Here is a 24,834-nt window from a genome sequence, read left to right as displayed (position 1 = left end):
CAAATAATATAAGTGATATACTTATTGTATAAATTGTAATTATAATGAAAAAATTAACGCTTTCTTTGTTTTTATTAGCAGGGATTTGTTCACAAACAGTGAACGCGCAAGCTACAGACAAAGGTCTAGACATTAGCTTGATGGATAAATCAGTTCGTCCACAAGATGACTTTTATAACTACGTGAGTGGAACTTGGATGAAAACTGCCAAAATCCCTTCTGATAAACCAACTTGGGGAAGTTTCAACAAATTGGCTGATGATACAGACAATAACTCAATGACAATTTTGAACTCTCTTTTGAAGGACAAATTTGCAGACGGAACTGAAGGTAAAAAAATTCAGGATTTGTATGCAACGTACATGAACATGACGAAGAGAAATGCAGACGGAATCAAGCCTATTCAAGCAAATATCAACAAAATTGATGCTATAAAAAACCTTACGGATCTTCAAAATTATCTTACTTCTGTAACGAAAGAAGGCGATAATACTTTGTACGGATGGGGAGTAGATGCAGATTTGAAAGATTCTAAAATGAATGCAGTTTATTTAGGAAATGCATCTCTAGGTTTAGGAAGAGATTATTATCAGAAAGTAAACGAAAAAAACACTGAAGCTCTTGCAGAATATACAAAATATGTAGCTTCAATGTTGAAAGAATTAGGATACAAAAATGCTGATGCAGCTGCAAAAGGTATCGTAGATTACGAAAAAAGTATTGCAAAAACTTACCTTACGAACGAACAAAGTCGTGATAATACACTTCAGTACAACCCAAGAACAATGGCTGAACTTAAGACATTGGTAAAAGGTGTTGATCTTCCGGCTTACCTTCAGAAAGTTGGGGTAAGTACAGATAAAGTGATCATCGGAGAAATCGGTTATTATAAAGATTTCGACAAATTGGTGAATGCTCAGAATCTTCCTGTAATTAAGGATTACTTGAAATTCCACATGATCCACGGAAGTGCTTCTTACCTAAGCGAAAAATTGGGTGACATGAGATTTGCTTTCTATGGTAAATATTTAAGAGGTCAACAAGAACAAAGAGCTTTAAACAAAAGAGGGTATGAGTTGATCAACGGATCTTTGGGAGAGGCTTTTGGAAAATTATATGTTGAAAAATATTTCCCGGCTGAAGCTAAAGCTCAAATGGTTGAATTGATCGATTACTTAAAGAAAAGTTTCGCAGTTCACATCAATAATTTGGCTTGGATGTCTTCTACGACGAAGGTAAAAGCAATGGAAAAACTTAATAAGTTTACAGTAAAAGTTGCTTATCCTGATAAATGGAAAGATTATTCCAAATTAAATATCACTTCTGAAGCTAAAGGTGGAAACTTATATGCTAACCTTCAGAACATTGCAGAATGGCAATACAACAAAGATTTAGCTAAAATCGGAAAACCTGTTGACAAAACAGAATGGGGAATGACTCCGCAAACGGTAAATGCTTACTACAACCCGGTAAACAACGAAATCGTTTTCCCTGCTGCAATTCTTCAACCGCCTTTCTTCAATCCTAAAGCTGATGCTGCTGTAAATTTCGGTGGAATTGGTGCAGTTATCGGTCACGAAATGAGTCACGGATTTGATGATTCAGGAGCACAGTTCGATGCAGACGGAAACTTGGTTGACTGGTGGACTCCAGAAGATAAAGCTAACTTCGAAAAAGCTACAAAAGCTCTTGCAGCTCAATATGATAAATATGAGCCGGTAAAAGGAACTAATGTAAACGGAACTTTCACAAACGGTGAAAATATTGCAGATTTAGGTGGCGTAAACATTGCTTATGATGCACTTCAAATGTATTTAAAAGATAAAGGAAATCCGGGATCAATCAGCGGTTATACGCAAGATCAAAGATTCTTCCTAAGCTGGGCAACAGTTTGGAGAACTTTATCTAGTGAAAAATACATGGTAAACCAAGTGAAAACAGATCCGCACTCTCCTGGATATTTCAGAAGTTTCGGTCCTTTAACGAATGTTGATGCTTTCTACAAAGCATTTGACGTAAAACAAGGAGATAAACTTTACAAAGCTCCTGCAGACAGAATTAAAATCTGGTAATCATCAGATTAAAAATAGTAAAACCGTTCAGAAATGAGCGGTTTTTTGTTTGATCTAATGCTTCGAGAACCTCAGCATGACATCACTAAAACTAAATTTCAACGGTGTCATGCTGAGGTTCTCGAAGCATTTTCCAATATTTTATTAAAATTTCAACGCCATTCTGAATATTTACCAAATATCTAATTAACATAATTTTGTATATTTGGTAAGTTTGTGTAAAATCAAAAAACAATCTTTAATGAAAAAGCTAAATATCGGAATACTTGCCTTTTCAGGTTTGGTATTTTTAAATTCATGTGGAACAACGAAAACGGCCAATACTCAAAAACCTGAGACAATGAAAGGAGTTGAAATTGTAGAACCGAAAAAAGAGGAAGCAAAAGAAGAGGGAATCAATTTATCTTATATGGATAAAAGCGTTCGTCCGCAGGATGATTTTTTTAGCTTTGTAAACGGAAATTGGGTAAAAACTACTCAGATTCCTTCGGATAAAGCAAGTTGGGGATCTTTCAATGCATTGAGAGAAAATGTAGATGATGCTTCTTTAGATATTTTAAATAAAATTTTATCTGAAAAATATCAAACAGGTTCTGAAGGTCAGAAAATTCAGAATTTGTATGCTTCTTTTATGGATTTAAATAAAAGAAATGCAGATGGTTTAGCTCCAATTAAAGGTGATTTAGCGAAAATTGATGCCATTAAAAATATTAATGATCTTCAAAAATACTTATTGGAAGCAACAAAATTAGGTGACAATTCTTTCTATGGATGGAGAGTGAGCGCAGATATGAAGAATTCTAAAATGAATGCAGTATATCTTGGAGGCCCTGATCTTGGTTTAGGAAGAGATTATTATCAGAAAGTAAATGAAGCCAACACAAAAACACTAGCAGAATATCAAACTTATGTTAGAAAATTATTCGGAGTTTTAGGATATAAAAATTCTGATGCAGCTGCAAAAAATGTTGTTGATTTTGAAAAGCAATTAGCTAATTATTTATTGACTTTGGAGCAAAACAGAGATGCCAATTTAAGATACAATCCAAAAACGGTAGAAGAATTACCAGCTTTGGTTAAAAATATCAACCTTCCGAAATATTTGAAAGAAGCCGGAGTAAATACCGATAAAGTTATCGTTGGCGAGTTGAAATATTACCAGAATATGGATTCATTTCTTACTCAAAAGAACCTTCCCTTGCTGAAAGATTATTTGAAGTATCACTTAATTAATGGAAATGCAAGCAACCTAGATGCAAATTTAGAACAGATCAGGTTTGATTTCTATTCTAAATATTTACAAGGTCAAAAAGAACAACGTCCAATGGATAAAAGAGGTCTTTCTTTGGTAAACAGTGTTCTTGGTGAAGCTTTTGGTAAATTATATGTTGAAAAATACTTTACTCCTGAAGCAAAAGCTCAGATGGAAATGTATATTGATTACATTTTAAAATCATTCAAAACCCACATCAACGATATGGATTGGATGTCTCCTGAAACAAAAATAAAAGCTCAGGATAAATTATCAAAATTCACAGTAAAAATCGCTTATCCTGATAAATGGAAAGACTACACTCAATTGAAAGTAGAATCTCCAAATGCGGGTGCAACATTATATTCAAATCTTCAGAATGTTTCTGCTTGGCAGTATCAGAGAAGCTTAGATAAGGTTGGAAAACTAGTTGATAAAACAGAATGGGGAATGACTCCACAAACGGTAAATGCTTATTACAACGGTTCAAACAACGAGATCGTTTTCCCTGCTGCGATTCTTCAGCCACCTTTTTACAATCCAAAAGCTGATGCAGCAGTAAATTTCGGTGGAATCGGTGCAGTTATCGGTCACGAAATTTCTCACGGATTTGATGATAGCGGTTCAAGATTCGACGGAGATGGAAACTTAAATAACTGGTGGACAGATGCAGATCGTAAAAACTTCGATGCAAAAGTTGGTCAGTTAGCAGCTCAATACAGTGGTTATGAGCCTGTAAAAGGAAGTTTCGTAAACGGAAAATTTACAAGTGGCGAAAATATCGGAGATTTAGGTGGAGTAGCGGTTGCTTACGATGCTCTTCAAATGTATCTTAAAGATCATGGAAATCCTGGATTAATCAGTGGTTTCAATCAGGATCAGAGATTTTTCATGAGCTGGGCAACAGTTTGGAGAACAAAATCTACTGACCAATATATGACCAATCAGGTGAAGACAGATCCGCATTCTCCGGGAGTTTTCAGAGCATTTGGTCCATTGGTAAATCAGGATTCTTTCATCAAAGCATTCGATATCAAACCGGGAGACAAAATGTATAAAGCCCCACAAGACAGAATAAAAATTTGGTAAGACAAGCCAAAAATTGTTAGAAACGAAAAACGCGTCAGAAATGATGCGTTTTTTTATTTAATTTTTCCTAGTTTAGTGACATCGTTAAATATCGATTTTTGATTAATATTTAACTACTAATATTAAATATTTCAAGAAAATTCTTAACAAAATTTTGTATGTTACAGTTTTTTTTTAAATTTAAACATTGGATTGGTCAGTTATTTGATGCTGATAAATACGATTCACACCAAAATATAAAATCTCAAAATAACAATAATATGGCAATGTTTAATTATGGCGTTGGCGGAAACGAAGTAAAAGTAGACGCTAATGAAGCTATCCAGGAAATCCAGGAGAATAAGTCGCTGATTGTGAGCCAGCTTACAACAGATGAATCTTACGTTCCTGAAATTGTAACAGGATTAAAAACTGTGGATGACGTCTTCAAACATTTCCAACCTTCTGTGGCGGTACAACACGAAACGGAGGACGGTAATGTAGTGGAAGAGGAGTTCCGTTTTCAAAATCTTGCGGACTTCACCCCGAAAAGTCTTACTCAGAAATCAGATTATTTACAGCAACTCAGCATGGAGCAGGAACAATATAACAAAATTGTGCGCCAGTTGAAAACGAATAAAATTCTGCGTAATATGCTGGAAAACGATCAGACAAGAGCTGCGTTTGTAGAAGTATTGAAAGAAGTGGCACAAGAACTTGAAAAATAATCTAAAGACTTTACATTAATCATGGATAGTAAATTACAGGCAGCTGATAACCAACAACAAGGGCAGCAGCAACACGCAGGACAACCGAAAGGAAATCCGCTTGCCGAACTTAATAAAATTGGTGGTTTTGGTTTTGTAGAATCCGTTGTAGACGGCATCGCAAACATGAACCCGACGAGAAAAGCCAGAAAGGAAATCTTCCTTACGGACAATAATAAATCAGACGAAAGAAAAGAGCTTCTTCAAAAAATCAATCTTTGGATGAATCTTTTGGAAGGAAACGAATCAGCTGATAAAATGGCGGATACATGCAAAACAAAAGCGCAATCTGCGGATCAAAATTTAAAATCAAATTTAAAAAATACTCTTGACGCAGTTCGTCAGTTGGAAACAAACTATAGAACTGTCGCTCAATTCTACAAAAATACCGAGCTTGACAAAGTTGACAATGTAAGTATTGTTAATGCAAGTCTTGATCAGGTTTCAGATTTGGATAATCCAATTTTCATTGATGCAATTGCAGATGAGTTTAAAAATTACTACGATCGTTTAGATCTTAGAGATAATTATTCAATTTTGGCAATTCCTGGATATTTGGGATCAAATAAGGTCATTGAAAAATGGGCAAAGATCTGTAACGAGAACAAAGTGATGATGGTTACGGATTTCGCAAATCTTGATAAACCGGACGACGTTGTAGATTTATTCCATTCTGCAAACCTTACGGGAGGCGAATTGCACAGAAGTAATGTAATTATGACGTGTAATTGGTTGGTTGGTCGTGGAAGAGCCGAAGAAGTAGGTGAAGAGGAAAACGTAGAACTTCCGCCTTCAACTTCATTGGCTGGGAAAATCCATAAAACACTGATGTCTCAGGTTGCTGCAGGTAAAAAGCATGGTAACATTAATGAAGTTGATGCCGTAAAATTCGAATTGAAGAAAAGTGAAATCTCTCAGTTGGAAAAAATGGGATTGGTTCCGATGGTGAACGAATACGGTAAAATTATGGCTTTCTCTGCAAAAACATTATTTACAGGAGACAATATCGGACTTCAGACGTATTCCGTGGTTCGTGTATTCGATTATGTGACGAAAGTTTTGCTTGATTTCCTAAACAGAAGAGCTTTCGAAAACTGGAATGCAAGAAACGAGGATGACTTGAGAAGACAAATCGTTACTTTCTTAGACGGTATCAAAGGTGCAGATAAGCTGATCGAAAAGTTCAAAATTGTTCGTTTTGAGCAGGATAAAGTGAACAAAGACAGAGTTTGGCTGGATATTCGTTTGACGCCTTATTTTCCTACTAAAAGTTTCGTTATTAAATTGGACGGACACAAAGGAGACGACGGAAACGAATGGGATGCTGAATACATTCAGGATTAATTTAACTCCAATTAAAATACTAAAACCGATGCAAATTTTTCATCGGTTTTTTTCTACCAAATCATTAAAAATTATGAATATGAAAGGCAGGTTGCTATACTTTTTGCCAATAATTCTTGTGATTTTCAGTTGCGAGGAGAAAAAGCTTCAGCAAGATCATCCGATTGACCTTTTTGCAGATGAAAGACAGGAGGGAAAAGCCTATATTATGAAACCTCAGGAGTGTTTTGAGGGAAGTGATATGGTTGTTTCTTCATCAAATATTAAACTTATCGACAAATCTTCTGGTCGCGGAAAAGCTATTTTTATCTATAGAGTTCATTCTGGTAAAGTTGAGAAAACGACGAGAGATTCTATTGTGGATTTTCCTTTTCAATTTCTTGCAAATCAGGAATTAAAGTTTAAAAAAGACTCTGTTTCTTATATTTATCTTAAAAAACTTGAAGGCTATCGTTTTATTGCCAAAGAAATGAATTTAAAATATCAATGGTTGAAAGCAGCGCCTGTTTATTCCGTGAAAGCTGATAAATAAAATTTTATCTTTGCATTAATAAACGGATGTCTCCACAGGCTCAACATGATATTTCTAATACTAACTGTTTTATAGCAGAATATTGTAGCGTTGTCATGCTGAGTCTGTCGAAACATCTAAAAATGAAGAAGAAAACTTTTGGAAAAAATAGAAAATTCAGACTTTAAACAAATCGGTAACAAGCTTTTAAGTTGGTACAAGGAAAACGCTCGCGATTTACCTTTCAGGCAGACAAAAAATCCCTATAAAATATGGATTTGTGAAATTGTTTTTCAGCAGACAAGAATCAATCAGGGATTAAATCATTATAATAATTTCATTAAAAGATTTCCGGATGTGAAAACATTAGCAGAATCTCTGGAAGATGAGGTTTTACTGTATTGGAAAGGATTAGGATATTATTCCAGAGCAATTAATATTCATAAAGCAGCTCAACAGATCATGAACGATTATCATGGAGCTTTTCCTCATGAATACGATGAAATTTTAAAATTAAAAGGTGTCGGAAAATATACAGCTGCTGCAGTTTCAAGTATTTGTTTTGATGGGAAAATTCCTGCGGTTGACGGAAATTTTTACCGTGTCTTAAGCCGTATTTTTGCTGATGATTTTGATATTTCAAATTCGAGAGCTTTCATTTATTTTTCTGAATTAGCTCATTTGATTTTACCCGAAAATGTTGGAGATTTCAATCAGGCGATGATGGATTTGGGCTCGGAAATCTGTAAACCGAAAAATCCTCTCTGTCATGAATGTCCTTTAAATAAAAATTGTTTAGCATTTTCATTGAACAAAGTTTCTGAATTTCCTGTTAAAACGAAAAAAGTAAAAGCAAATGATTTAGATTTGAAATATTATTTCGTTCACAGAAACGGAGAATTTTTGATTCAACAAAGAAAAGATGATTTCATTTGGAAAAAATTGTTTGAATTTCCGCCTGAGATTTCTGAGGAATTAATTCCTTTTATTAAAAGTGTAAAAACGGTTAATCATAAACTTACACACAAAAATTTAAGCATAGAAATTTTTAATGTTGAGGTTGATTCAGAAGAAGTCTGGAAAGATTTTATTGCTAAAAATGACTTCATTGTCACCAACGTTGAAGATTCTCACGAAAAATCCTTCCCGAAACCTTTGGAAAATTATATTGAAAACTATCATACAGCGTATAGGATTTTGTAATTAAATGCTCAGCTTGTCATTTCGACGAAGGAGAAATCTATTGGGCTTATTTAGATGCTTTGCTTCGTTCTGAATGACAACCTTGAAATTGATTAATGATGATTATTACAGATTCTTCCTTCGTCAGAATGATAGCAATGCAATTAAAAAGTATGAAGCACCTTTTCGAAATTAAAGACATATGATAGCTCTTTGCGTTAAAAACAAATTAAGTTTATCAATTCAAATATAAACTCATTGAAATCCTGAAATTTGTCTTCCAATATCTGAAATCTAATTTGTACTTTTGCAAAATGTTTAAAAACGCCATTTTTATTTTTGTTGCCTTACTTTTGGTGTCTTGTAATAAAGAAACGACTCCCAAACCTTATGGAGAGCTTCGTTTGGAATATCCCAAACCGAAATATCAGAAATTTGAAAACAATTGTAACTATACATTTGAATATTCTGATTTTGCGAAAATAACAGATGCTAAAAAGCCTTGTTGGTATTACTTGAACTACCCTAAAATGAAGGCGAAAATATTCGTAACGTATTATCCGATACAAAACGATTTTGCGTCACACATTCAGGAAGCTGAAAAAATGGTTTACGAACACACAATTAAGGCAAGCGCAATCGACACTAAATCTTTCGAATATCCTGCAAAAAAGGTATACGGGAATTTTTATGAACTGAAAGGACAGAGTGCTTCCAATCTTCAATTTTACATTACGGATAGTACGAAACATTTCGTGACTGCTTATTTATACTTTAACACAAGACCGAAGCCGGATTCTTTGGCTCCTGCAGTGGATTATATCAAAAAAGATATGAAACATTTGCTCGACACATTTGAATGGAAAAATTAATTTTAAAATATACTTTGAAAAAAATATGAAACTTTTAGTTGTAGGAAGTGTTGCGTTCGACGCAATCGAAACGCCATTTGGAAAAACTGATAAAATTTTAGGAGGTGCAGCGACTTATATCGGGATCACTTCATCTATTTTGGGTGTAAAATCTGGAATCGTTTCTGTAGTAGGAGGAGATTTTCCACAAGAATATCTTGATATGTTTACAGAAAGAGACGTAAATATTGAAGGAATTGAAATTGTAAAAGAAGGAAAAACTTTCTTCTGGGCAGGAAAATACCACAACGATCTGAATACAAGAGATACATTAGCAACTGAAGTTAATGTTTTGGAAAATTTCGATCCGAAAATTCCAGATTCTATGCAGGATGCGGAAATATTGTTGCTAGGAAATCTTCACCCGGGAGTACAACTTTCAGTTCTTGAAAAAATGAACAACCGTCCGAAACTGGTTATTCTGGACACAATGAATTTCTGGATGGATTCTGCATTGGATATTTTGATGGATATGATTGCTAAAACAGACGTAATCACAATCAACGACGAGGAAGCAAGACAACTTTCAGGAGAATATTCTTTGGTAAAAGCAGCTAAGAAAATCCATACAATGGGACCTGAATATGTTATCATTAAGAAAGGAGAGCACGGAGCTTTACTTTTCCATGATAATAAAGTATTTGCGATTCCTGCATTGCCTTTGGAAGATGTTTTCGATCCGACTGGAGCAGGAGATACTTTTGCAGGAGGTTTTGCAGCTTATTTGGCTAAAAAAGGAAAATTCGATTTCGAGACGATGAAGTCTGCATTGATCGTTGGTTCTGCAATGGCTTCTTTCACCGTTGAAAAATTCGGAACAGAAAGAATTCAGGAAGTTAACGAATCTGATATGTTCGGAAGATTAAGACAATTCAAAGAATTGACAACTTTCGACGTAGAACTACAATAAATACGTCTTTTTAAGAAATATTTATAATAAAAAATTTAGTGTAATTCATTAAGAATTCTAAATTTGCAACTTGTTTAAAATAGTAAAATGACAAATAAACTTAAGATCACTTTTCTTTTTGGAATTTTCATCATGTTGTTTGGTGCAAATACAATGAATGCACAGCTGAAACAAGGAGATTTAGTGGATGGTATTTCTGCTGTAATTGGTGATGAAATCGTGCTGGAATCTGATGTGAACGAACAGATGAACTATGCAAAACAGCAGGGAGCTTCTAATATAGATAAGTGTGAGTTTTTGGAAAATCTTCTAAATAACAAACTTCTTGTTTACGAAGCAAAGAAAGATACGTTGATTGAAAACCGTACTGCACAGATTAAAGAAGGTGCAAATGCAAAATATCAACAGTTACTTTCTCAGTTTCCTGACGAAAAAGCAATGTTAACAGCTTATAAATTCAGAAACGGATACGAAATGAAAAATGCCATCGAAAAAATCGATGCAGATCAATATTACGGGCAGGCTAAATATCAGAGAATTACTGATAAAGCAGACGTTACACCAAATGAAGTGACTGATTTTTACAATATGTACAAATCTCAGTTTCCGGAGATCAAAGACGAGGTTTCGTTATCTCAGATCATGATGTTTCCTAAATTGACAGAAGCTCATAAACAGGAGCTGGTCAACAAGTTGAAGAAGATCAAGAAAGATATTGAGGGAGGAGAAACTTTTGAAAGTCAGGCGAGAATTTTTTCTGAAGATACAGGAACAGCTTCAAACGGAGGTTTGATGAAAAATATTTCTAAAGGTCAAATGGTAAAACCTTTCGAAGCTGCAGCTTTGAACCTTCAGGAAGGAGAAATTTCGGAGCCTGTAGAATCAGAGTTTGGATATCACTTGATTCAATTGGTTAAAAAATCGGGTAAGATCTATGAAGCAAGACATATTCTTTTAATGACAACTCCAACCGACGATGAGGTGAAAACAGCGAGAATAAAGCTTGACAGTATCAGAGGTTTGATCAATAGTGGTAAAATAACTTTCAAGGATGCAGCTTTCAAGTTTTCTGATGATAAAAGAACAAAATTCAACGCAGGGGTAATTCCTGGTGCAGATGGTTCTAGTAAAATCGAAAGAGAAACAGTTCCGGGAACAATCAGCTACGAATTGGCAGGTTTGAACAAAGGAGATATTACAAATGCTTTTGATGATAAGGACGAAAGAGATAGAAAAGTTGTAAAAATTGTAAAAGTTGAAGATGTAATTCCTGCACACCAGATTACTTTGGAAACGGATTACGACAGAATAAAACAGTTGGCTCTCAACAAAAAACGAAACGAAATGGTTGAAAAGTTTGTGAACTCAAAATTACCAACTACATTTATTTCAATCGACAGCCGCTACAACTCTTGTAATTTCAAGGGAAGCTGGAAAAAAGATTCGATCAAAAAATAATAAAAAAAACCTTCAGAATTTCTGGAGGTTTTTTTTATGTCTGAAATTTATAAAAACTTATTATTTTTGATACAAACAGTAAAGAATGGATTATAATTTTTACAGGAGAAATTTTGGAGAAGCACTGGAAGATATTTCTTTCAGGCAATTTGATGATCTTGGTCTGAAATTATCTGTTGAAGAAGTTTTAGAATCTGTTGCTTTGAAAATTTATAAACCTGAATGGGCAAATGAGATTCAATCTCCCTTAAACTCAAAAAGTAGAATATTTTTTTCGGTTTGGGTAAATGATAAAACTATTAAAGAAGGAAAAATGTATTATAATATTCACGCTTTAAAACTTCGTGAATTGAAAGGTTATAAAATTTCAAGTAGAGATTTTGCTGAAAAATTCAGAACTCAATTTATTGAATATAAGGAAGACTGGAAAAATGTAGATATAAATTTTGGACCACTAACTTTAATGGAAGGGTGGATCAATTTAAATATCGAAACCATTCAAAGTGATATCATTGATTTGGCTTTGAATTTTTTAAAAATAAGTCCGATTATTGATGAGACTTTAGATAGTTTTAAATCTTAATAAACCTTTATTTTAAACGATTTTCCATATTTTTTATTCACTGAAAAGAACTGTTTTTAGTATTTTTACAACATGAGCAATTTTATAGATTTTAATTCGGCTAAAAAACTTCACGAAATGCAGCAAAGTCAAAATAGAATTACACAACTATTTAATATTCAATATCCAATAATTCAGGCGGGAATGATATGGCATTCCGGATGGAAGCTGGCTTCTGCGGTTTCTAACTGTGGCGGATTGGGTTTAATTGGTTCTGCGAGTATGTATCCCGATATTTTACGTGAAAATATTCAAAAATGTAAAAAGGCTACCGATAAACCTTTTGGTGTAAATGTCGCTTTGCTTTACCCCAATTTGGAAGAAATTATCAATATTATTTTGGAGGAAGGTGTAAAAATTGTTTTCACATCTGCAGGAAGCCCGAAAGCTTATACAGAAACTCTTCAAAAAGAAGGAATAAAAGTAGCTCACGTAGTTTCATCAACAAAGTTTGCAATGAAGTGTGAAGATGCAGGAGTTGATGCTATTGTTGCAGAAGGCTTTGAAGCAGGTGGTCATAACGGAAGAGACGAAACGACAACTTTTTGCCTGATTCCCAACGTAAGAAAACATATTTCAAAGCCATTGATTGCAGCAGGTGGAATTGCTTTAGGCTCACAGATAAAAGCCGCCATGATTCTTGGAGCAGATGGAGTTCAGATCGGTTCTCGCTTTGCCGCAACGGTTGAAGCAAGTGCACATGACAATTGGAAACATAAAATTACTGAGCTTCAGGAAGGTGATACTCATTTGACATTGAAAGAATTAGCTCCCGTAAGAATGGTAAAAAATAAATTCTTTAACGAGCTTGAAGAAATCTATAATGTCGGGAGAAACAAAGAATCTTTGATCGCTTCTTTAGGCAGAGCTAGAGCAAAAAAAGGCATGTTCGAAGGTGATATGGAAGATGGTGAACTGGAAATCGGACAGGTTTCAGCTTTGATTGATGATGTTTTGCCTGTGGAAACAGTTTTTCAAAATTTATTAAAAGAATTTGAAGCAGCAAATAATCCAAGTTTATAATTAAAGTTTAGATGAATGGAAGGTAGGATTATTGATGTAAATGGTAAAAAATTTTATATAGAATACAACAATTCGTTTGAAAATAAACCAACAATTGTGTTTTTGCATGACTCTTTAGGCTGCACTCAACTTTGGAGAGATTTTCCTGCAAAATTAGCGGAAGCTGCACAATGTAATCTTTTGGTTTATGATCGTTTAGGTTACGGAAAATCTTTTCCAATGACTACCCATGAAAGAGGGAACAATTATATGGAAGCAGAAGCCGATTTGTTAAATGATCTTTTGAATGAATTACATATCAAAGAAACGATTCTTTTTGGTCACAGCGACGGAGGAACCATTGCGTTAATTACGGCCTCAAAATACCCTGAAAAAGTAAAAGCTACCATTTGTGAAGCCGGACATATTTTCGTGGAGGATGTGACTGTAAAAGGTGTAAGAGATGCTTTTGAAGCTTATAAGAAAACCAATCTTCCCGAACGTTTGCACAAGTATCACGGTAATAAGGTTGAAATGATAGTAAAAGCATGGACAGAAATCTGGCTCAGCGATAGCTTCAGATCTTGGAATATCGAATATCTATTGAAGAATATTACAAGTCCGTTATTATTTATTCAGGGAGAAGCCGATGAATATGGTAGTTTGGATCAGGTTGAGAAAACAATTTCGCAGGTGAGCGGAAGCGCAGAAAAATTTATTATTCCAAATATTGGACATACTCCACACAAAGAAAATCCGAAGGTGGTTTTGAACAGATCAATTGAATTTATAAATAGAATTCTAAATTAAAAAAAATAAAAAAGTGAACTCATAATCAGAGTTCACTTTTTTATTTTAACCTAAACTTTCAATCTCAAATAAAATATTTTTTCTTGCCTGATCTTCATATTTTTCTCTAAAATCTTCTGTTTTGAAAATATTTTCCAGTTCTAGAAAATGTTGTAAAACCTTTTTTCTTCCTGGTCTGTACAGAAGATCCGGATAAATAGAATATTCTTTTCGAATTTTTCGGGTGTAATCTAAATATGTTTCCAAATCTTTTCCAAGAATAGAAAGATCAGCATCCAAAAGATAATTTATATCATTGTTTTCTGATTGTTGATGTGCTTTTGTAGCGATAATCTGCTCTGAAATTTTTTCAACAGAATCTTGATCTAGATTTAATTTTTTCAATTTGATTTCAGCAAACTCAGCACTTTTTTCTTCATTCAGTTTTGAAGTTGCATCGTAAATGACATCGTGATAAAATACTGAGAAAGAAATGTTTTCGAAGTTTGAAATTTTATCTTTTACAGAATCAAGCTCGGAAAACATATTTTCAAGATGTTCAAGATTGTGATAATGTCTGTCTTTTTCAGAATAATTTTTCTCAATTTCAGACCATAAATTTTCAATAAGATTTTGATCTTTAGTGAATAAAATACAGTTTTGTGAAAATCTTTCTTTTAAGCTCATCAGTGAAATTTTTAGATAAAAAAAGGAACTTTAAAAAGTTCCTTGATTTGCTTCCAGATTTGCTTTCAATTCAGCCCAGCCTCCGCCGTTGTGACCGTCTTTTAAACCTTGAGAATTAAGATATTCTAAAGCTTTTCCACTTCTGTTTCCACTTCTGCAGAATAAAATCACTGGTTTTTCGATCGACAGAATTTCGTCTTTTCTGTCTTCCACTTCTCCAAGAGGAATATTTTTAGCACCTTCTATATTTCCGTCCATTTCCAACTCCATTGGTTCACGAACGTCGATTAATTCATAATTTCCTGATTTTATAACTTCTGATAAAGACATAACTGTTTTATTTTTTATGATTAAAAATGTTAAACGAAAATACGGAAAATTTTAATGATAATAAATGATTGTTATAAGGTTTTTTTATTCCTAAAACAAAGTATATCCCAATAACAGAGACATTGTCTGATAATTTGAAGTCCAGTTGTTATAGTTTTGTAAAAGGTTTCTGTTTGTTGTAGCACGGAATTCTGCCGAGAATTTATCGTTGTACTTATATCCGATACCAAACGCAAAATTATTTCCTGAATTGATTTTTAAAGTCTGATAATCATACTGTATATTCGAGTTTAATTGAAAGTCGAAAACGTATGCAACATTAAGGAAGATCTTCGATTTGTCATTCAGGAAAAAATAATGTCTTATTCCGAAAGGAACTTCAATAGATTTATAATCAACGTTTCTTGTCGATTTTGCCTCAAAAAACTGTCCTGCGTAGGCAATAGACTCCTTTTCTGTTTTGTAATACTGATACGTCGGTTCAGCGAAAATCGCCCATTTATTTTTGTTAAATGGCAATAAAAATTCAGCTTCTAAACCAATTCTGAATGCAGCTTCTCTATCAAATTTAGTTACCTCATCTGCAACATTGTAATAGGAGGCAAAAGTAGTTTTAAATGATGAAAAATTAACTCCAGGTCTTATGTTTAGATTGAAAAGGTCTTTTTTTTCACTTATCTGATTATAATTTACGGTATTCGTACTATTGGAACACATATTATAATTCATAAAAGCTTTCGAAAGATCATTAGGCTGATATTTTATTTTTTTTATATTCTTATTATCAATACCGCAAGTTAGATTTTCAATAAGCTGATTTTTATAATCTTCATTATAAGAAATCTGTGTGTTGTTAAGATAAAAAGGTTTATAGATAAGTGGCTTGATCTCAGAATTATCTACACTAAAGAAAAATTTCTGAATATTTCTATTCTCATAATAGTAGAGACTGGCTTTTCCTTCCACCAAAGATTTCAGAAAAACGGTTTCTTCCTTTAAATCAGGCGCTCTTTCCTGTGATATTTTATCCAAAATTTCAACAGATTGATCCACCATCACAGTTTTTCTTATATACTTTCGTTCGTTATCAATTCCGAACTCCTGAATATTTTTAATATTTTCTTTGTTAATACTCGAAGATTCGTTTGTTTTATATTCAAACTCTGTCGGATTATTTTTCCAGTCAAGATTTTTGATTAAAACTTCGTTTCTTTGTCCTGAATTATCAATGAAATAACCTTTTTCAAATTTAATTTGAGCATTGAAAAAGCAAGCCGAAATAATTCCTGTCAACAGGATGATTTTTTTCATGGGTACACTGTTAGTTTTATAATAACTACGACCTTTTAATTGATGGTCTTTTTTAAACGTCGGCAAAATTATAAAATAATCTTAATTTTGCAATGTAAAATCATGAATTCAAACGCAGAAAAATATTCACAATTAATAAAATCCAAAGCAAATAGTTTTGGGTTTCAAAGCTGTGGAATTTCGAAAGCAGATTTTCTTGAAGAAGATGCAAAACCTTTAGAAGCGTGGTTGAAGAATAATTTTCATGGAGAAATGAAATACATGGAAAACTATTTCGATAAAAGACTCGATCCGAGATTATTGGTAGAAGGTTCAAAATCAGTGATATCGCTTTCTTATAATTACTTTCCTGAAGAGAAAATTTCAACATTGGAAAATTTCAAAATTTCCAAATATGCTTATGCAGAAGATTATCATGAAGTGATAAAAGATATTCTTCGAGAAATGGTTGCAGAATTACAGGAAGAAATCGGTGAGTTTGGTTTTCGGGTTTTCGTAGATTCTGCGCCGGTTTTAGAAAGAAGCTGGGCAAAAAAATCGGGAATTGGATGGGTTGGGAAAAATGCTAATTTAATTACAAAACAAAACGGGTCATTTTATTTTTTAGCAGAAATTATTTGCGATTTGGAATTAATTGCGGATCATGAAACAACTGATCATTGCGGAACCTGCAGAAAATGTATCGATGCTTGTCCTACCAATGCAATCGTCTCTGAAAAATTGATTGATGGAAGTAAATGTATTTCTTACGCCACAATCGAATTAAAAGACGCTATTCCCGATTATTTTAAAGATAAAATGGACGATTGGATGTTCGGCTGCGACGTTTGTCAGGATGTTTGTCCGTGGAACAGATTTTCAGCACCTAATCTTCAAACTAAATTCCAGCCAAATGAAGCATTGAAAAACTTCAAAAAAGGAGAATGGAAAGAACTAACTCAGGAACTGTTCTCCGAAATTTTCAGAAAATCGCCTGTAAAACGTACAAAATTTGCCGGGCTGAAAAGAAATATTGAATTTTTGGAGAAATCTTCAGAGAAAAATAATTGAAATTTTTGGTGATAAACCCTTATCTGGAGTTTTTGAAGTTCCAGAGTAAAGTGGGTTGTCGACCATTCCTTAAACTTTTAGCTTCAAGGAGGTGAAGATTTTTAAGAATAAAAACTATGAAAAGTCTTTCCTAAAAAGAAAAATTGACTTTCGGAAGATTAAATCTCACCAAAAATCAACGTCTTTTTTGTACTCTTTTTGGAGCAATTTTTACTCTAACTTTAAATCTTTTGTTTGATTTCGTGTTTTTGTGCATATTTGTGATATATTTTGTATTTAAATTTAATGAAAATTCCGATTAAAACAAATACTTTTACTAGAAATTGTAGATTAAATTTTATTAACCATCATTAAAAAACATAACTGTGAAAAAAATGCTGTTTCTTATTCTTAAAACTTTAGGAGTCATTGTAGGAATTGTTGTTTTGTACGTTGCAATGGGATATTTATTGCCTTTTATCGAAATTTCTGCGAAAGATGACAGACAGAAAAAAGAAGTTCCTATCTATATTTATACAAACGGAGTTCACACGGATATTGTAATGCCTGTAAAGAACGATTTACAGGATTGGAGCACAAAAATTCCTTTTAATAATATAAAATCTAAACAGACAGATTATAATTTTGTCGGTGTTGGTTGGGGTGACAAAGGTTTTTATCTCGACACTCCTACTTGGGCAGATCTGAAGTTTTCAACGGCTTTCAAAGCGGCTTTCTGGTTAAGCGAATCTGCGATGCATTGTACATATTACAAAACAATGAAGGAAGGTGATGACTGCAAAATAATTATGATCAGCAAAAATCAATATAAAGATCTGGTGAAATTTGTTGATAAAAAGTTCGATAAAGGCGAAAACGGAAATTATATTTTGATTCCTACCGATGCGGTTTATGGTAATAATGATGCATTTTATGATGCTCAGGGAAAATATAGTTTTCTAAATACGTGCAACACATGGGCGAATGATGCTTTAAAAGCTTCCGGACAAAAAGCTGCATTTTGGACGCCTACAGATTCAGGGATTTTCCAGCATTACAAATAATTTTCGGTGAATTTTTTAAATATAATTCTTTCTGTTTTTCTTTTGATTTCATGTACAACAGAATCAAAGAAAGATCGTATTGTGAATGAACAAACTTCTGAAATTGTTGCTGAAAAGAAGCCTGAAATAGATTCAAATAAAATAAAAGCTAAAGCTGAAGAGGCTTTACAATTCTGTAAATCAAAAAAATTCAATACAGATTTTTGTATTCTGATTGATATGAGTTTGCATTCCGGCGTAAAGCGTTTTTTCGTTTGGGATTTTAAAACTAATACTGTTTCGAAACAATATTTGGTTGGTCATGGTTGTGGCTCAAACCAGTGGAGTAGTGACGAATCCAAAGATAGTCCTAAGTTCAGTAATGAAGACGGAAGTCATCTTTCTTCTTTAGGAAAATATAAATTGGAGGGTAGAAGTTACAGTGATTGGGGAATTCATGTGAAATATTTAATGCATGGTTTGGAAGAAACTAACAGCAATTCTTTGAAAAGGGTTATCGTTTTTCATTCATGGAATTTGATGAGCGATAATGAAGTTTTTCCAAAAGGTTCTCCCGAAGGATGGGGTTGTCCTACGATTTCCAATAATACGATGAAGGAAATTGATCCGATGCTTCAAAATTCTAAGAAACCTGTTTTGATGTGGATTTATAATTAAGCGTAAATTTTAAAGTATAAATAAGTTTTGGATTAAAATTTTTTAGTCTGATTTTTGCATGTAACAAATCCAATCTGAATCAACTTAAATCATAATGACACATCAACTATTCCGTGAACAACAACTCAATTGTGACATCGAAACCGCCTGGAAATTTTTTTCTTCGGCAAATAATCTTGAGAAAATTACTCCAAAAGATATGAAATTCATTGTGTTAACACATTTTGAAAACGATGAAATTTTTGAAGGAATGATAATTGATTATTTCGTTTCTCCTTTATTGGGAATTAAAATGAAATGGAAAACGGAGATTATTCAGGTTGATTTTCAGAAGAGTTTTACTGACTTTCAGAAGAAAGGACCGTACAAATTGTGGCATCATCATCACGAATTTATCGCAAATGAAAATGGCGTTTTGATGAAAGATACAGTAGATTATGAATTGCCTTTCGGGTTTCTGGGAGAAATTGCTCACAAACTTTTCGTCAAAAGTAAATTGGAACATATTTTTAATTACAGATATAAAATTCTTGAAGATCGTTTCAATAAATAAATTTCAGCATGTCTACAATTAAGAATAAAATAAATATTTTCTGGTTTCGCAGAGATTTGAGATTACAGGATAATTGTGGTCTTCATCGCGCATTAAAAGTAGGTCTAAAAGTATTACCGGTTTTTATTTTCGACACAGATATTTTGGATAAATTAGAAAATAAATCAGACAAGAGAGTTGACTATTTTCATCAGGTTTTAAGTGAAATTCACGAAGAATTAAAAGATCATAAAAGCGGATTGACTGTTTTTCAGGGAAAACCGTTAGATATTTTTGAAAAACTATCCAAAGATTATGATGTTGAAACGGTTTTTTGCAATGAAGATTATGAACCTCAAGCTATAAAACGAGACAAAAAGGTTGAAAATTTTCTTCAAAAGAATCATATTGGTTTTAAAAGTTTCAAAGATCAGGTGATTTTTGAAAAGGATGAAGTCGTAAAGAAAGATAGAACGCCTTACACAGTTTTTACACCTTATTCAAAAAAATGGAAGGAGGTTTTACATTCAAATACAATTGAAAATTATACAACAGATTTTTCTAAATTCTTACAATACTTAGCTCCAAAATTTCCAAGTTTGAAAGATATTGGTTTTGAAAAAACTGAAATAAAATTTACAAAACCTACTTTAAAGAAATCGATTATTGATGATTATGGTCAATACAGAGATTTTCCGGCTTTAGATCATACAACACATTTGGGAATTGCTTTACGTTTCGGAACAATTTCTATTAGAAAATGTGTGCAGTTTGCTTCAGAACATAATGAAACTTGGCTGAGTGAGCTGATCTGGAGAGAATTTTTTATGCAGATTTTATATCATTTTCCAAAAGTTGTTCATCATTCATTTAAAGAAAAGTATGAAAATATCCAATGGCGAAATGATGAAAAAGAATTCAAACTTTGGTGTGAAGGAAAAACAGGATATCCAATTGTTGATGCAGGAATGCGACAATTGAATGAAACCGGATTTATGCATAACAGAGTGAGGATGGTTGTTGCAAGTTTTCTGACGAAACATTTGCTGATCGATTGGCGATGGGGAGAAGCATATTTTGCCGAAAAACTACTGGATTATGAACTGTCTTCCAACAACGGAAACTGGCAATGGGCGGCGGGTTGCGGTTGTGATGCTGCTCCTTATTTCAGGGTTTTTAATCCTTCTGAACAGACCAAAAAATTTGATAAAGATCATAAATATATCAAACAATGGCTTTCCGAAAAAGATATAAATACTGAGCCGATTGTTGAACATGTTTTTGCCAGAAAAAGAGCATTGGAAATTTATGGAAAAGCTGTAAAAGAACAATAATTTGAATAATTCGGTCTTCTAACTTTTTTATTTCGTTGATTTTATATGGATTTTTATTAATTATTTTTCGACTTGCTGTCCAAAAATAAATTCCTGTTTGTCATTATAAAAATTATCAACTAATAATTAAGATTATGGCAAAGCAATTTATGAATTCATCGATTGTGAGGAAAGTAGCGATGGGACTTTCCGGTTTTTTTCTCATCAGTTTTCTGATATTGCATGTTTCGCTGAATTTTACTTCAGTGATTAGTGAAAATCTCTTTAATCAGATTTCACATTTCATGGGTTACAATCCTTTGGTGCAATATATTGGACAGCCGATATTGATTTTCGGGGTTGTTTTTCATTTTGTGATGGGTTTTATTTTAGAAATTCAAAACAGTAAAGCAAGACCTGTAAAATATGCGTCTAATTCAAGTTCATCAAACAGCTCATGGAGTTCGAGAAATATGATCATTTCCGGAGCCGTGATTCTGGCTTATTTTTGCTTACACTGGTATGATTTCTGGTTTCAGGAATTGAACTATAAATTTATAGAAATGAATGCTCCGAATGAGACAAGATACTACACAGAATTGGTTCACAAATTTCAAAATCCGATCCGTGTATTTTTGTATTGCTGTGCTTTTGTATTATTGGGTTTTCACCTTTGGCACGGCTTTTATTCATCGATGCAATCGGTAGGTTTTAATAATAAATATGCAAAAGCTTTGGCAAAATTCGGGAAATATTTTGCGATCGTTCCTTGCTGTTTTATTTTTATTGCCTTATTTCATCATTTTATACGATGAATTATTTAGTGATGCCTATCTTTTTCAAAGCGGCATTATTTAGGTAGATTTCATCAAAGTGAGTCAACGATTCAATATCTTTGAAGTTCTGAAATGTTTTGTCATTTTTATTGAATGACAGCTCTATAGAATCATTGTATGAGGCAACAATCCTTACCACTGAATAACCGTTGTAAGCAATTTTAAATCCTTCAAAAAGACATTTTCTTTCCGCTTTTTGATATGATTTGTGTTCTTCAAAGCTTTCGTTATCAGAGTCAGTTTCTCTCCTTTTGCTATTGTGAGCAAGAGATTTCCATGCTTCGTAATTTTTGGGTTCTTTCAGGATATTTCCGGCAGAATCCACAGGAACAAACATACCCAATACCAATTCCTTTTTTAAGAGATTAGCGTAGTTATTCATCAGACTTAATGTCTGTAGATCGGCATATCCTTCATTTGAATAATACTCAATAACAAAATCTGTCATCGGAATCAATTTGTGAGAGACATTGGTGGGCATATTTAGTTTATCTTGATGTAAAATTTATTTAAATCTTTTGGAAGAGCGAAAATAGATAAATTGTTAAAGAAGACGCAAGTATTTTTTTGCGTATTGTAAATTTAAACAGATTCTAAATTAAAAGACTGCACAAAAAATATTCGGAATTATTATGTATCCGATTAATTTTCTTTAGGTTGAGAATTGATGTATTCTGATGGAGTTATTCCTTCAATTTGTTTAAAAACCCTATTGAAAGTCGACTGGTTGGAAAATCCTGCAGCTGTGTAAATATACATCAGAGTAATTTTATTAATATCATTTTCCTGGATCAATTTTTTTACATTTTCGATTCTGCATGTATTCAGATAATGATTGAAATTGGAATATCCATTGGTTTTAATTGATTTTGATAGATATAAATTATTGACCTTTAATATATTGGAAAGCTCAGAAATGGTAAAATCAACATTTTTAAAATACTCATCTTTTTCAACCACTTTTTTAATATCATCAAATATAGCAATGTATTTTTCTAAGCTTTCGCTGTTTTCAAAATTTTTGGCTTCTTCAGGATCTTCGATATCAATTACAGTATCTTCATCATCCATTTTTTGCTCCTGATCTTCAAGATTTGCTAAAGGATTCATGGTATTTTTGAAACTTTCTTCGATCTCTATTTTTCTTATTTTTTCGTTATAATACAGTAAAAGAGCAACCACGGAAATATTGATAAGTCCTACGAATGTATCAGAAATTACCATATATTTTACGTCTTTGAAACTGAAATAATTGAAATCATAGTATTTGGTTAAAATGTTTACCAAAATGATTATCAATAAAATATAAGCTGAATAGATATAAACAAATTTTTTAGACAAAAAAACATACGCACCAATAGGTACCGGCAAAAGCCACATGCAGGTTGCCGCAGAATATTTCCAGAAATCCAGCATGATATAAGCTGCAAATAATGGAGCATAGGTAAGGTAGAGATGTATGAGTGTATTTATGTTGTAATTCTTGCGGATAATTAAAAATACATGAAGCATTAAAATAGAATAAGTAAGTGTGCTTATCGCAAAAAGAGAATCCTCGAAGAGAAAATAAAATATCGTGGAATATCCAAATAATGTTGCAGACATAAAATAGATATATTTTTCTATCAGTTTCCTCTTTAAGGAGTCTACAGAGTTGTTATTTGGTTTTATATCATTAATCATCTCAGTGTTTTTTTTAAATTGATTTATTTAATTATTTGGTTTTTAGTTAATTATGAAATATGAGTGAAATTTAAAATTTTACTTATACTTGAGAAATATGATTGCTTTTATCAACTAATTTTGCAAAATAAAGTTACAAATTTAACAATATAGATCGAATCACATAACGATTGAAAAAATTTATTGACTTTCGACTTATCATAATATTTTATTATAAAACAATCCAAATTCTAAACCATTTAAAAATTTGACGGATGAAAAAACAGTTATTATCTGCAATGGCAATCGTTTCTTTACGTATTGTATTTGCGCAAGTGGGTATTAATACGCCCAATCCGAACATGAAATCTACACTGGATATTATTTCTAAAAATAATAATTCAGGTGTTTTATTCCCAAGATTAACGACTGCGCAGAGAGATGCCATCAATCCGGGAACGACGGATGCCGCAGTAGACGGATTATGGATCTACAATACAGATACCAAATGCTATGATTTCTGGAATCGTGCACAATGGATTTCTATCTGTGGAGGAAGTGGAGGAGGAAGCTCAACGACTCTTACGCAGCCACTTTCCGGTGTAAAACTGATGTCTTATGAACAAGATCCAACGTATACTTTTGCTACTACTGAGTTTAGTGAATTTTTTAATTCGACGGATAATTTCGGAACGTTTCCTTATTCTACAGTAAGAACAGATGGCTCATCTTTAGTTCCGGATAAAGTTCAGTATACGAATTTTGCTACAACCAATTTTCAGAGTTATGACATCATCGGAGTTTCTTATCGTCCGTTTGTCGATTTAACTGCTGCTGAAGTAACTGCAATGGTGACTTTTGCCAATACTTCTAAAAAACACCTGTACTTTTTCACAGAAAATTTTAACCAGACTCAAAAATTGAATTTATTGAATCAGTTGATTGGCGATATTACTTTAACGAGCGCAGATATTGTAGGTTCTGTCGGAGCAAATGGAGATGCAAACACTACAAATCCGTGTTATTTTTTAACGGCAGATCCGCTTAATGCTCCTTATGTGAATGGTCCTTTCGGAAAACTTCAGGCAGGTGTTCACAGGTTTGTAGATCATGCAGGAGGTTCGTCATCATTTGCTTATAATAAATTAAGTCAAAGTTCAAACATTCAGGTTATTGCAGCGGACGGTTTAGTAAATGGTATACCTCAAACGAATTCTAAAGTTGGAGTTTTTAAAATTAAAAATAAAAATGTTTTCGTTATTGCCGACGGAGCTCCATTTTATGGAGGACAGCCAACTGTAGGACCTGCGTGTCTTACACCAACAATTGGCGGAGTAAGAGGAAGAACTCCTATGAAATGCGGGGCAGGTGCTGCGAACGGAACAGATTCCGGAGTTGGAATTCTGATGGCAAATATCGTTACCTGGTCTTTGAAAAGTTTATAATAGCTTTTAAAACACAAATTTCACATATACTTTTTAGCTCTTCTAAATTTCCCAATAAAAGAGCTTAACCCAAAGAAATC

24 protein-coding genes are annotated in these 24,834 nt (G+C 33.1%); 19 read left to right on the top strand and 5 right to left on the bottom strand.

What is annotated here, in order from left to right; all coding sequences use genetic code 11:
• Window positions 1-44 precede the first annotated feature (44 nt).
• From ABD940_RS17100 to ABD940_RS17045, 12 genes are all read left to right on the top strand, one after another.
• Window positions 45-2,072, top strand: a complete 2,028-nt coding sequence (locus ABD940_RS17100; protein ID WP_345206706.1) for a M13 family metallopeptidase — start codon at window positions 45-47, stop codon at window positions 2,070-2,072.
• Between the two features lie 241 nt (window positions 2,073-2,313).
• Window positions 2,314-4,413 carry a M13 family metallopeptidase gene (locus ABD940_RS17095; protein ID WP_345206704.1) on the top strand — a complete coding sequence of 700 codons (2,100 nt, stop codon included), beginning with the start codon at window positions 2,314-2,316 and terminating at the stop codon, window positions 4,411-4,413.
• 158 nt (window positions 4,414-4,571) lie between these two features.
• The gene (locus ABD940_RS17090) at window positions 4,572-5,120 is read left to right on the top strand and encodes a type VI secretion system contractile sheath small subunit (RefSeq protein WP_345206702.1); all 549 of its coding nucleotides are present in this window, start codon (window positions 4,572-4,574) and stop codon (window positions 5,118-5,120) included.
• 21 nt (window positions 5,121-5,141) lie between these two features.
• A complete protein-coding gene (locus ABD940_RS17085) occupies window positions 5,142-6,503 on the top strand; it encodes a DUF5458 family protein (RefSeq protein ID WP_345206700.1) in 1,362 nt (453 codons plus the stop codon).
• Between the two features lie 79 nt (window positions 6,504-6,582).
• Window positions 6,583-7,035 carry a hypothetical protein gene (locus ABD940_RS17080; protein WP_345206699.1) on the top strand — a complete coding sequence of 151 codons (453 nt, stop codon included), beginning with the start codon at window positions 6,583-6,585 and terminating at the stop codon, window positions 7,033-7,035.
• Between the two features lie 138 nt (window positions 7,036-7,173).
• The gene (gene mutY / locus ABD940_RS17075) at window positions 7,174-8,217 is read left to right on the top strand and encodes an A/G-specific adenine glycosylase (protein WP_345206697.1); all 1,044 of its coding nucleotides are present in this window, start codon (window positions 7,174-7,176) and stop codon (window positions 8,215-8,217) included.
• 293 nt (window positions 8,218-8,510) lie between these two features.
• Window positions 8,511-9,068 (top strand): gliding motility lipoprotein GldD, encoded by a 558-nt coding sequence (gldD, locus tag ABD940_RS17070; RefSeq protein WP_345206695.1) that lies wholly within the window; start codon window positions 8,511-8,513, stop codon window positions 9,066-9,068.
• A 25-nt stretch (window positions 9,069-9,093) separates the two neighbouring features.
• A complete protein-coding gene (locus tag ABD940_RS17065) occupies window positions 9,094-10,017 on the top strand; it encodes a PfkB family carbohydrate kinase (protein WP_345206693.1) in 924 nt (307 codons plus the stop codon).
• Between the two features lie 87 nt (window positions 10,018-10,104).
• Window positions 10,105-11,475: a peptidylprolyl isomerase gene (locus ABD940_RS17060; RefSeq protein ID WP_345206691.1), complete on the top strand. Its 1,371-nt coding sequence runs from the start codon at window positions 10,105-10,107 to the stop codon at window positions 11,473-11,475.
• Window positions 11,476-11,560: 85 nt separating this feature from the next.
• Window positions 11,561-12,058, top strand: coding sequence for a hypothetical protein (locus ABD940_RS17055; RefSeq protein WP_345206689.1), 498 nt, complete (start codon window positions 11,561-11,563; stop codon window positions 12,056-12,058).
• A 72-nt stretch (window positions 12,059-12,130) separates the two neighbouring features.
• Window positions 12,131-13,120 carry an NAD(P)H-dependent flavin oxidoreductase gene (locus ABD940_RS17050; protein ID WP_345206687.1) on the top strand — a complete coding sequence of 330 codons (990 nt, stop codon included), beginning with the start codon at window positions 12,131-12,133 and terminating at the stop codon, window positions 13,118-13,120.
• A gap of 15 nt (window positions 13,121-13,135) precedes the next feature.
• A complete protein-coding gene (locus ABD940_RS17045; protein ID WP_345206685.1) occupies window positions 13,136-13,909 on the top strand; it encodes an alpha/beta fold hydrolase in 774 nt (257 codons plus the stop codon).
• Window positions 13,910-13,954: 45 nt separating this feature from the next.
• Here ABD940_RS17045 and ABD940_RS17040 read toward each other — a convergent pair whose 3' ends face one another.
• The 3 genes from ABD940_RS17040 to ABD940_RS17030 form a co-directional block, all read right to left on the bottom strand.
• Window positions 13,955-14,575 (bottom strand): HD domain-containing protein, encoded by a 621-nt coding sequence (locus tag ABD940_RS17040; protein ID WP_345206684.1) that lies wholly within the window; start codon window positions 14,573-14,575, stop codon window positions 13,955-13,957.
• Window positions 14,576-14,605: 30 nt separating this feature from the next.
• Window positions 14,606-14,905 carry a rhodanese-like domain-containing protein gene (locus ABD940_RS17035; protein ID WP_345206682.1) on the bottom strand — a complete coding sequence of 100 codons (300 nt, stop codon included), beginning with the start codon at window positions 14,903-14,905 and terminating at the stop codon, window positions 14,606-14,608.
• Between the two features lie 90 nt (window positions 14,906-14,995).
• Window positions 14,996-16,216 carry a porin family protein gene (locus ABD940_RS17030; RefSeq protein WP_345206680.1) on the bottom strand — a complete coding sequence of 407 codons (1,221 nt, stop codon included), beginning with the start codon at window positions 16,214-16,216 and terminating at the stop codon, window positions 14,996-14,998.
• Between the two features lie 102 nt (window positions 16,217-16,318).
• On the opposite strand from ABD940_RS17030, the gene queG reads away from it, so the two are divergent.
• The 6 genes from queG to ABD940_RS17000 all read left to right on the top strand — a co-directional run bounded on the left by queG (window position 16,319) and on the right by ABD940_RS17000 (window position 21,626).
• Window positions 16,319-17,266: a tRNA epoxyqueuosine(34) reductase QueG gene (gene queG, locus ABD940_RS17025; protein WP_345206678.1), complete on the top strand. Its 948-nt coding sequence runs from the start codon at window positions 16,319-16,321 to the stop codon at window positions 17,264-17,266.
• A gap of 365 nt (window positions 17,267-17,631) precedes the next feature.
• Window positions 17,632-18,309 carry a TIGR02117 family protein gene (locus ABD940_RS17020; protein WP_345206676.1) on the top strand — a complete coding sequence of 226 codons (678 nt, stop codon included), beginning with the start codon at window positions 17,632-17,634 and terminating at the stop codon, window positions 18,307-18,309.
• A 6-nt stretch (window positions 18,310-18,315) separates the two neighbouring features.
• Window positions 18,316-18,966 carry a murein L,D-transpeptidase catalytic domain-containing protein gene (locus ABD940_RS17015; RefSeq protein ID WP_345206674.1) on the top strand — a complete coding sequence of 217 codons (651 nt, stop codon included), beginning with the start codon at window positions 18,316-18,318 and terminating at the stop codon, window positions 18,964-18,966.
• A 94-nt stretch (window positions 18,967-19,060) separates the two neighbouring features.
• Window positions 19,061-19,519, top strand: a complete 459-nt coding sequence (locus ABD940_RS17010) for an SRPBCC family protein (protein ID WP_345206672.1) — start codon at window positions 19,061-19,063, stop codon at window positions 19,517-19,519.
• Between the two features lie 17 nt (window positions 19,520-19,536).
• The gene (locus ABD940_RS17005; protein ID WP_345207046.1) at window positions 19,537-20,832 is read left to right on the top strand and encodes a cryptochrome/photolyase family protein; all 1,296 of its coding nucleotides are present in this window, start codon (window positions 19,537-19,539) and stop codon (window positions 20,830-20,832) included.
• A 134-nt stretch (window positions 20,833-20,966) separates the two neighbouring features.
• Window positions 20,967-21,626 (top strand): succinate dehydrogenase cytochrome b subunit, encoded by a 660-nt coding sequence (locus ABD940_RS17000; protein ID WP_345206670.1) that lies wholly within the window; start codon window positions 20,967-20,969, stop codon window positions 21,624-21,626.
• Between the two features lies 1 nt (window position 21,627).
• On the opposite strand, the gene ABD940_RS16995 is transcribed toward ABD940_RS17000, so the two are convergent.
• Together ABD940_RS16995 and ABD940_RS16990 are read right to left on the bottom strand one after the other, a co-directional pair.
• Window positions 21,628-22,128 (bottom strand): hypothetical protein, encoded by a 501-nt coding sequence (locus ABD940_RS16995; protein ID WP_345206668.1) that lies wholly within the window; start codon window positions 22,126-22,128, stop codon window positions 21,628-21,630.
• A gap of 161 nt (window positions 22,129-22,289) precedes the next feature.
• Window positions 22,290-23,252, bottom strand: a complete 963-nt coding sequence (locus ABD940_RS16990; protein ID WP_345206666.1) for a helix-turn-helix domain-containing protein — start codon at window positions 23,250-23,252, stop codon at window positions 22,290-22,292.
• 332 nt (window positions 23,253-23,584) lie between these two features.
• Here ABD940_RS16990 and ABD940_RS16985 point away from each other — a divergent pair, with 332 nt between their 5' ends.
• Window positions 23,585-24,754 (top strand): hypothetical protein, encoded by a 1,170-nt coding sequence (locus ABD940_RS16985; RefSeq protein WP_345206664.1) that lies wholly within the window; start codon window positions 23,585-23,587, stop codon window positions 24,752-24,754.
• Window positions 24,755-24,834 lie beyond the last annotated feature (80 nt).

This window comes from Chryseobacterium ginsengisoli, from assembly GCF_039542325.1.
Taxonomy (GTDB): Bacteria; Bacteroidota; Bacteroidia; order Flavobacteriales; family Weeksellaceae; genus Chryseobacterium; species Chryseobacterium ginsengisoli.
The sequence above is the reverse complement of the archived record's forward strand: the minus strand, read 5'-3'. Positions and strand labels throughout refer to the sequence as shown.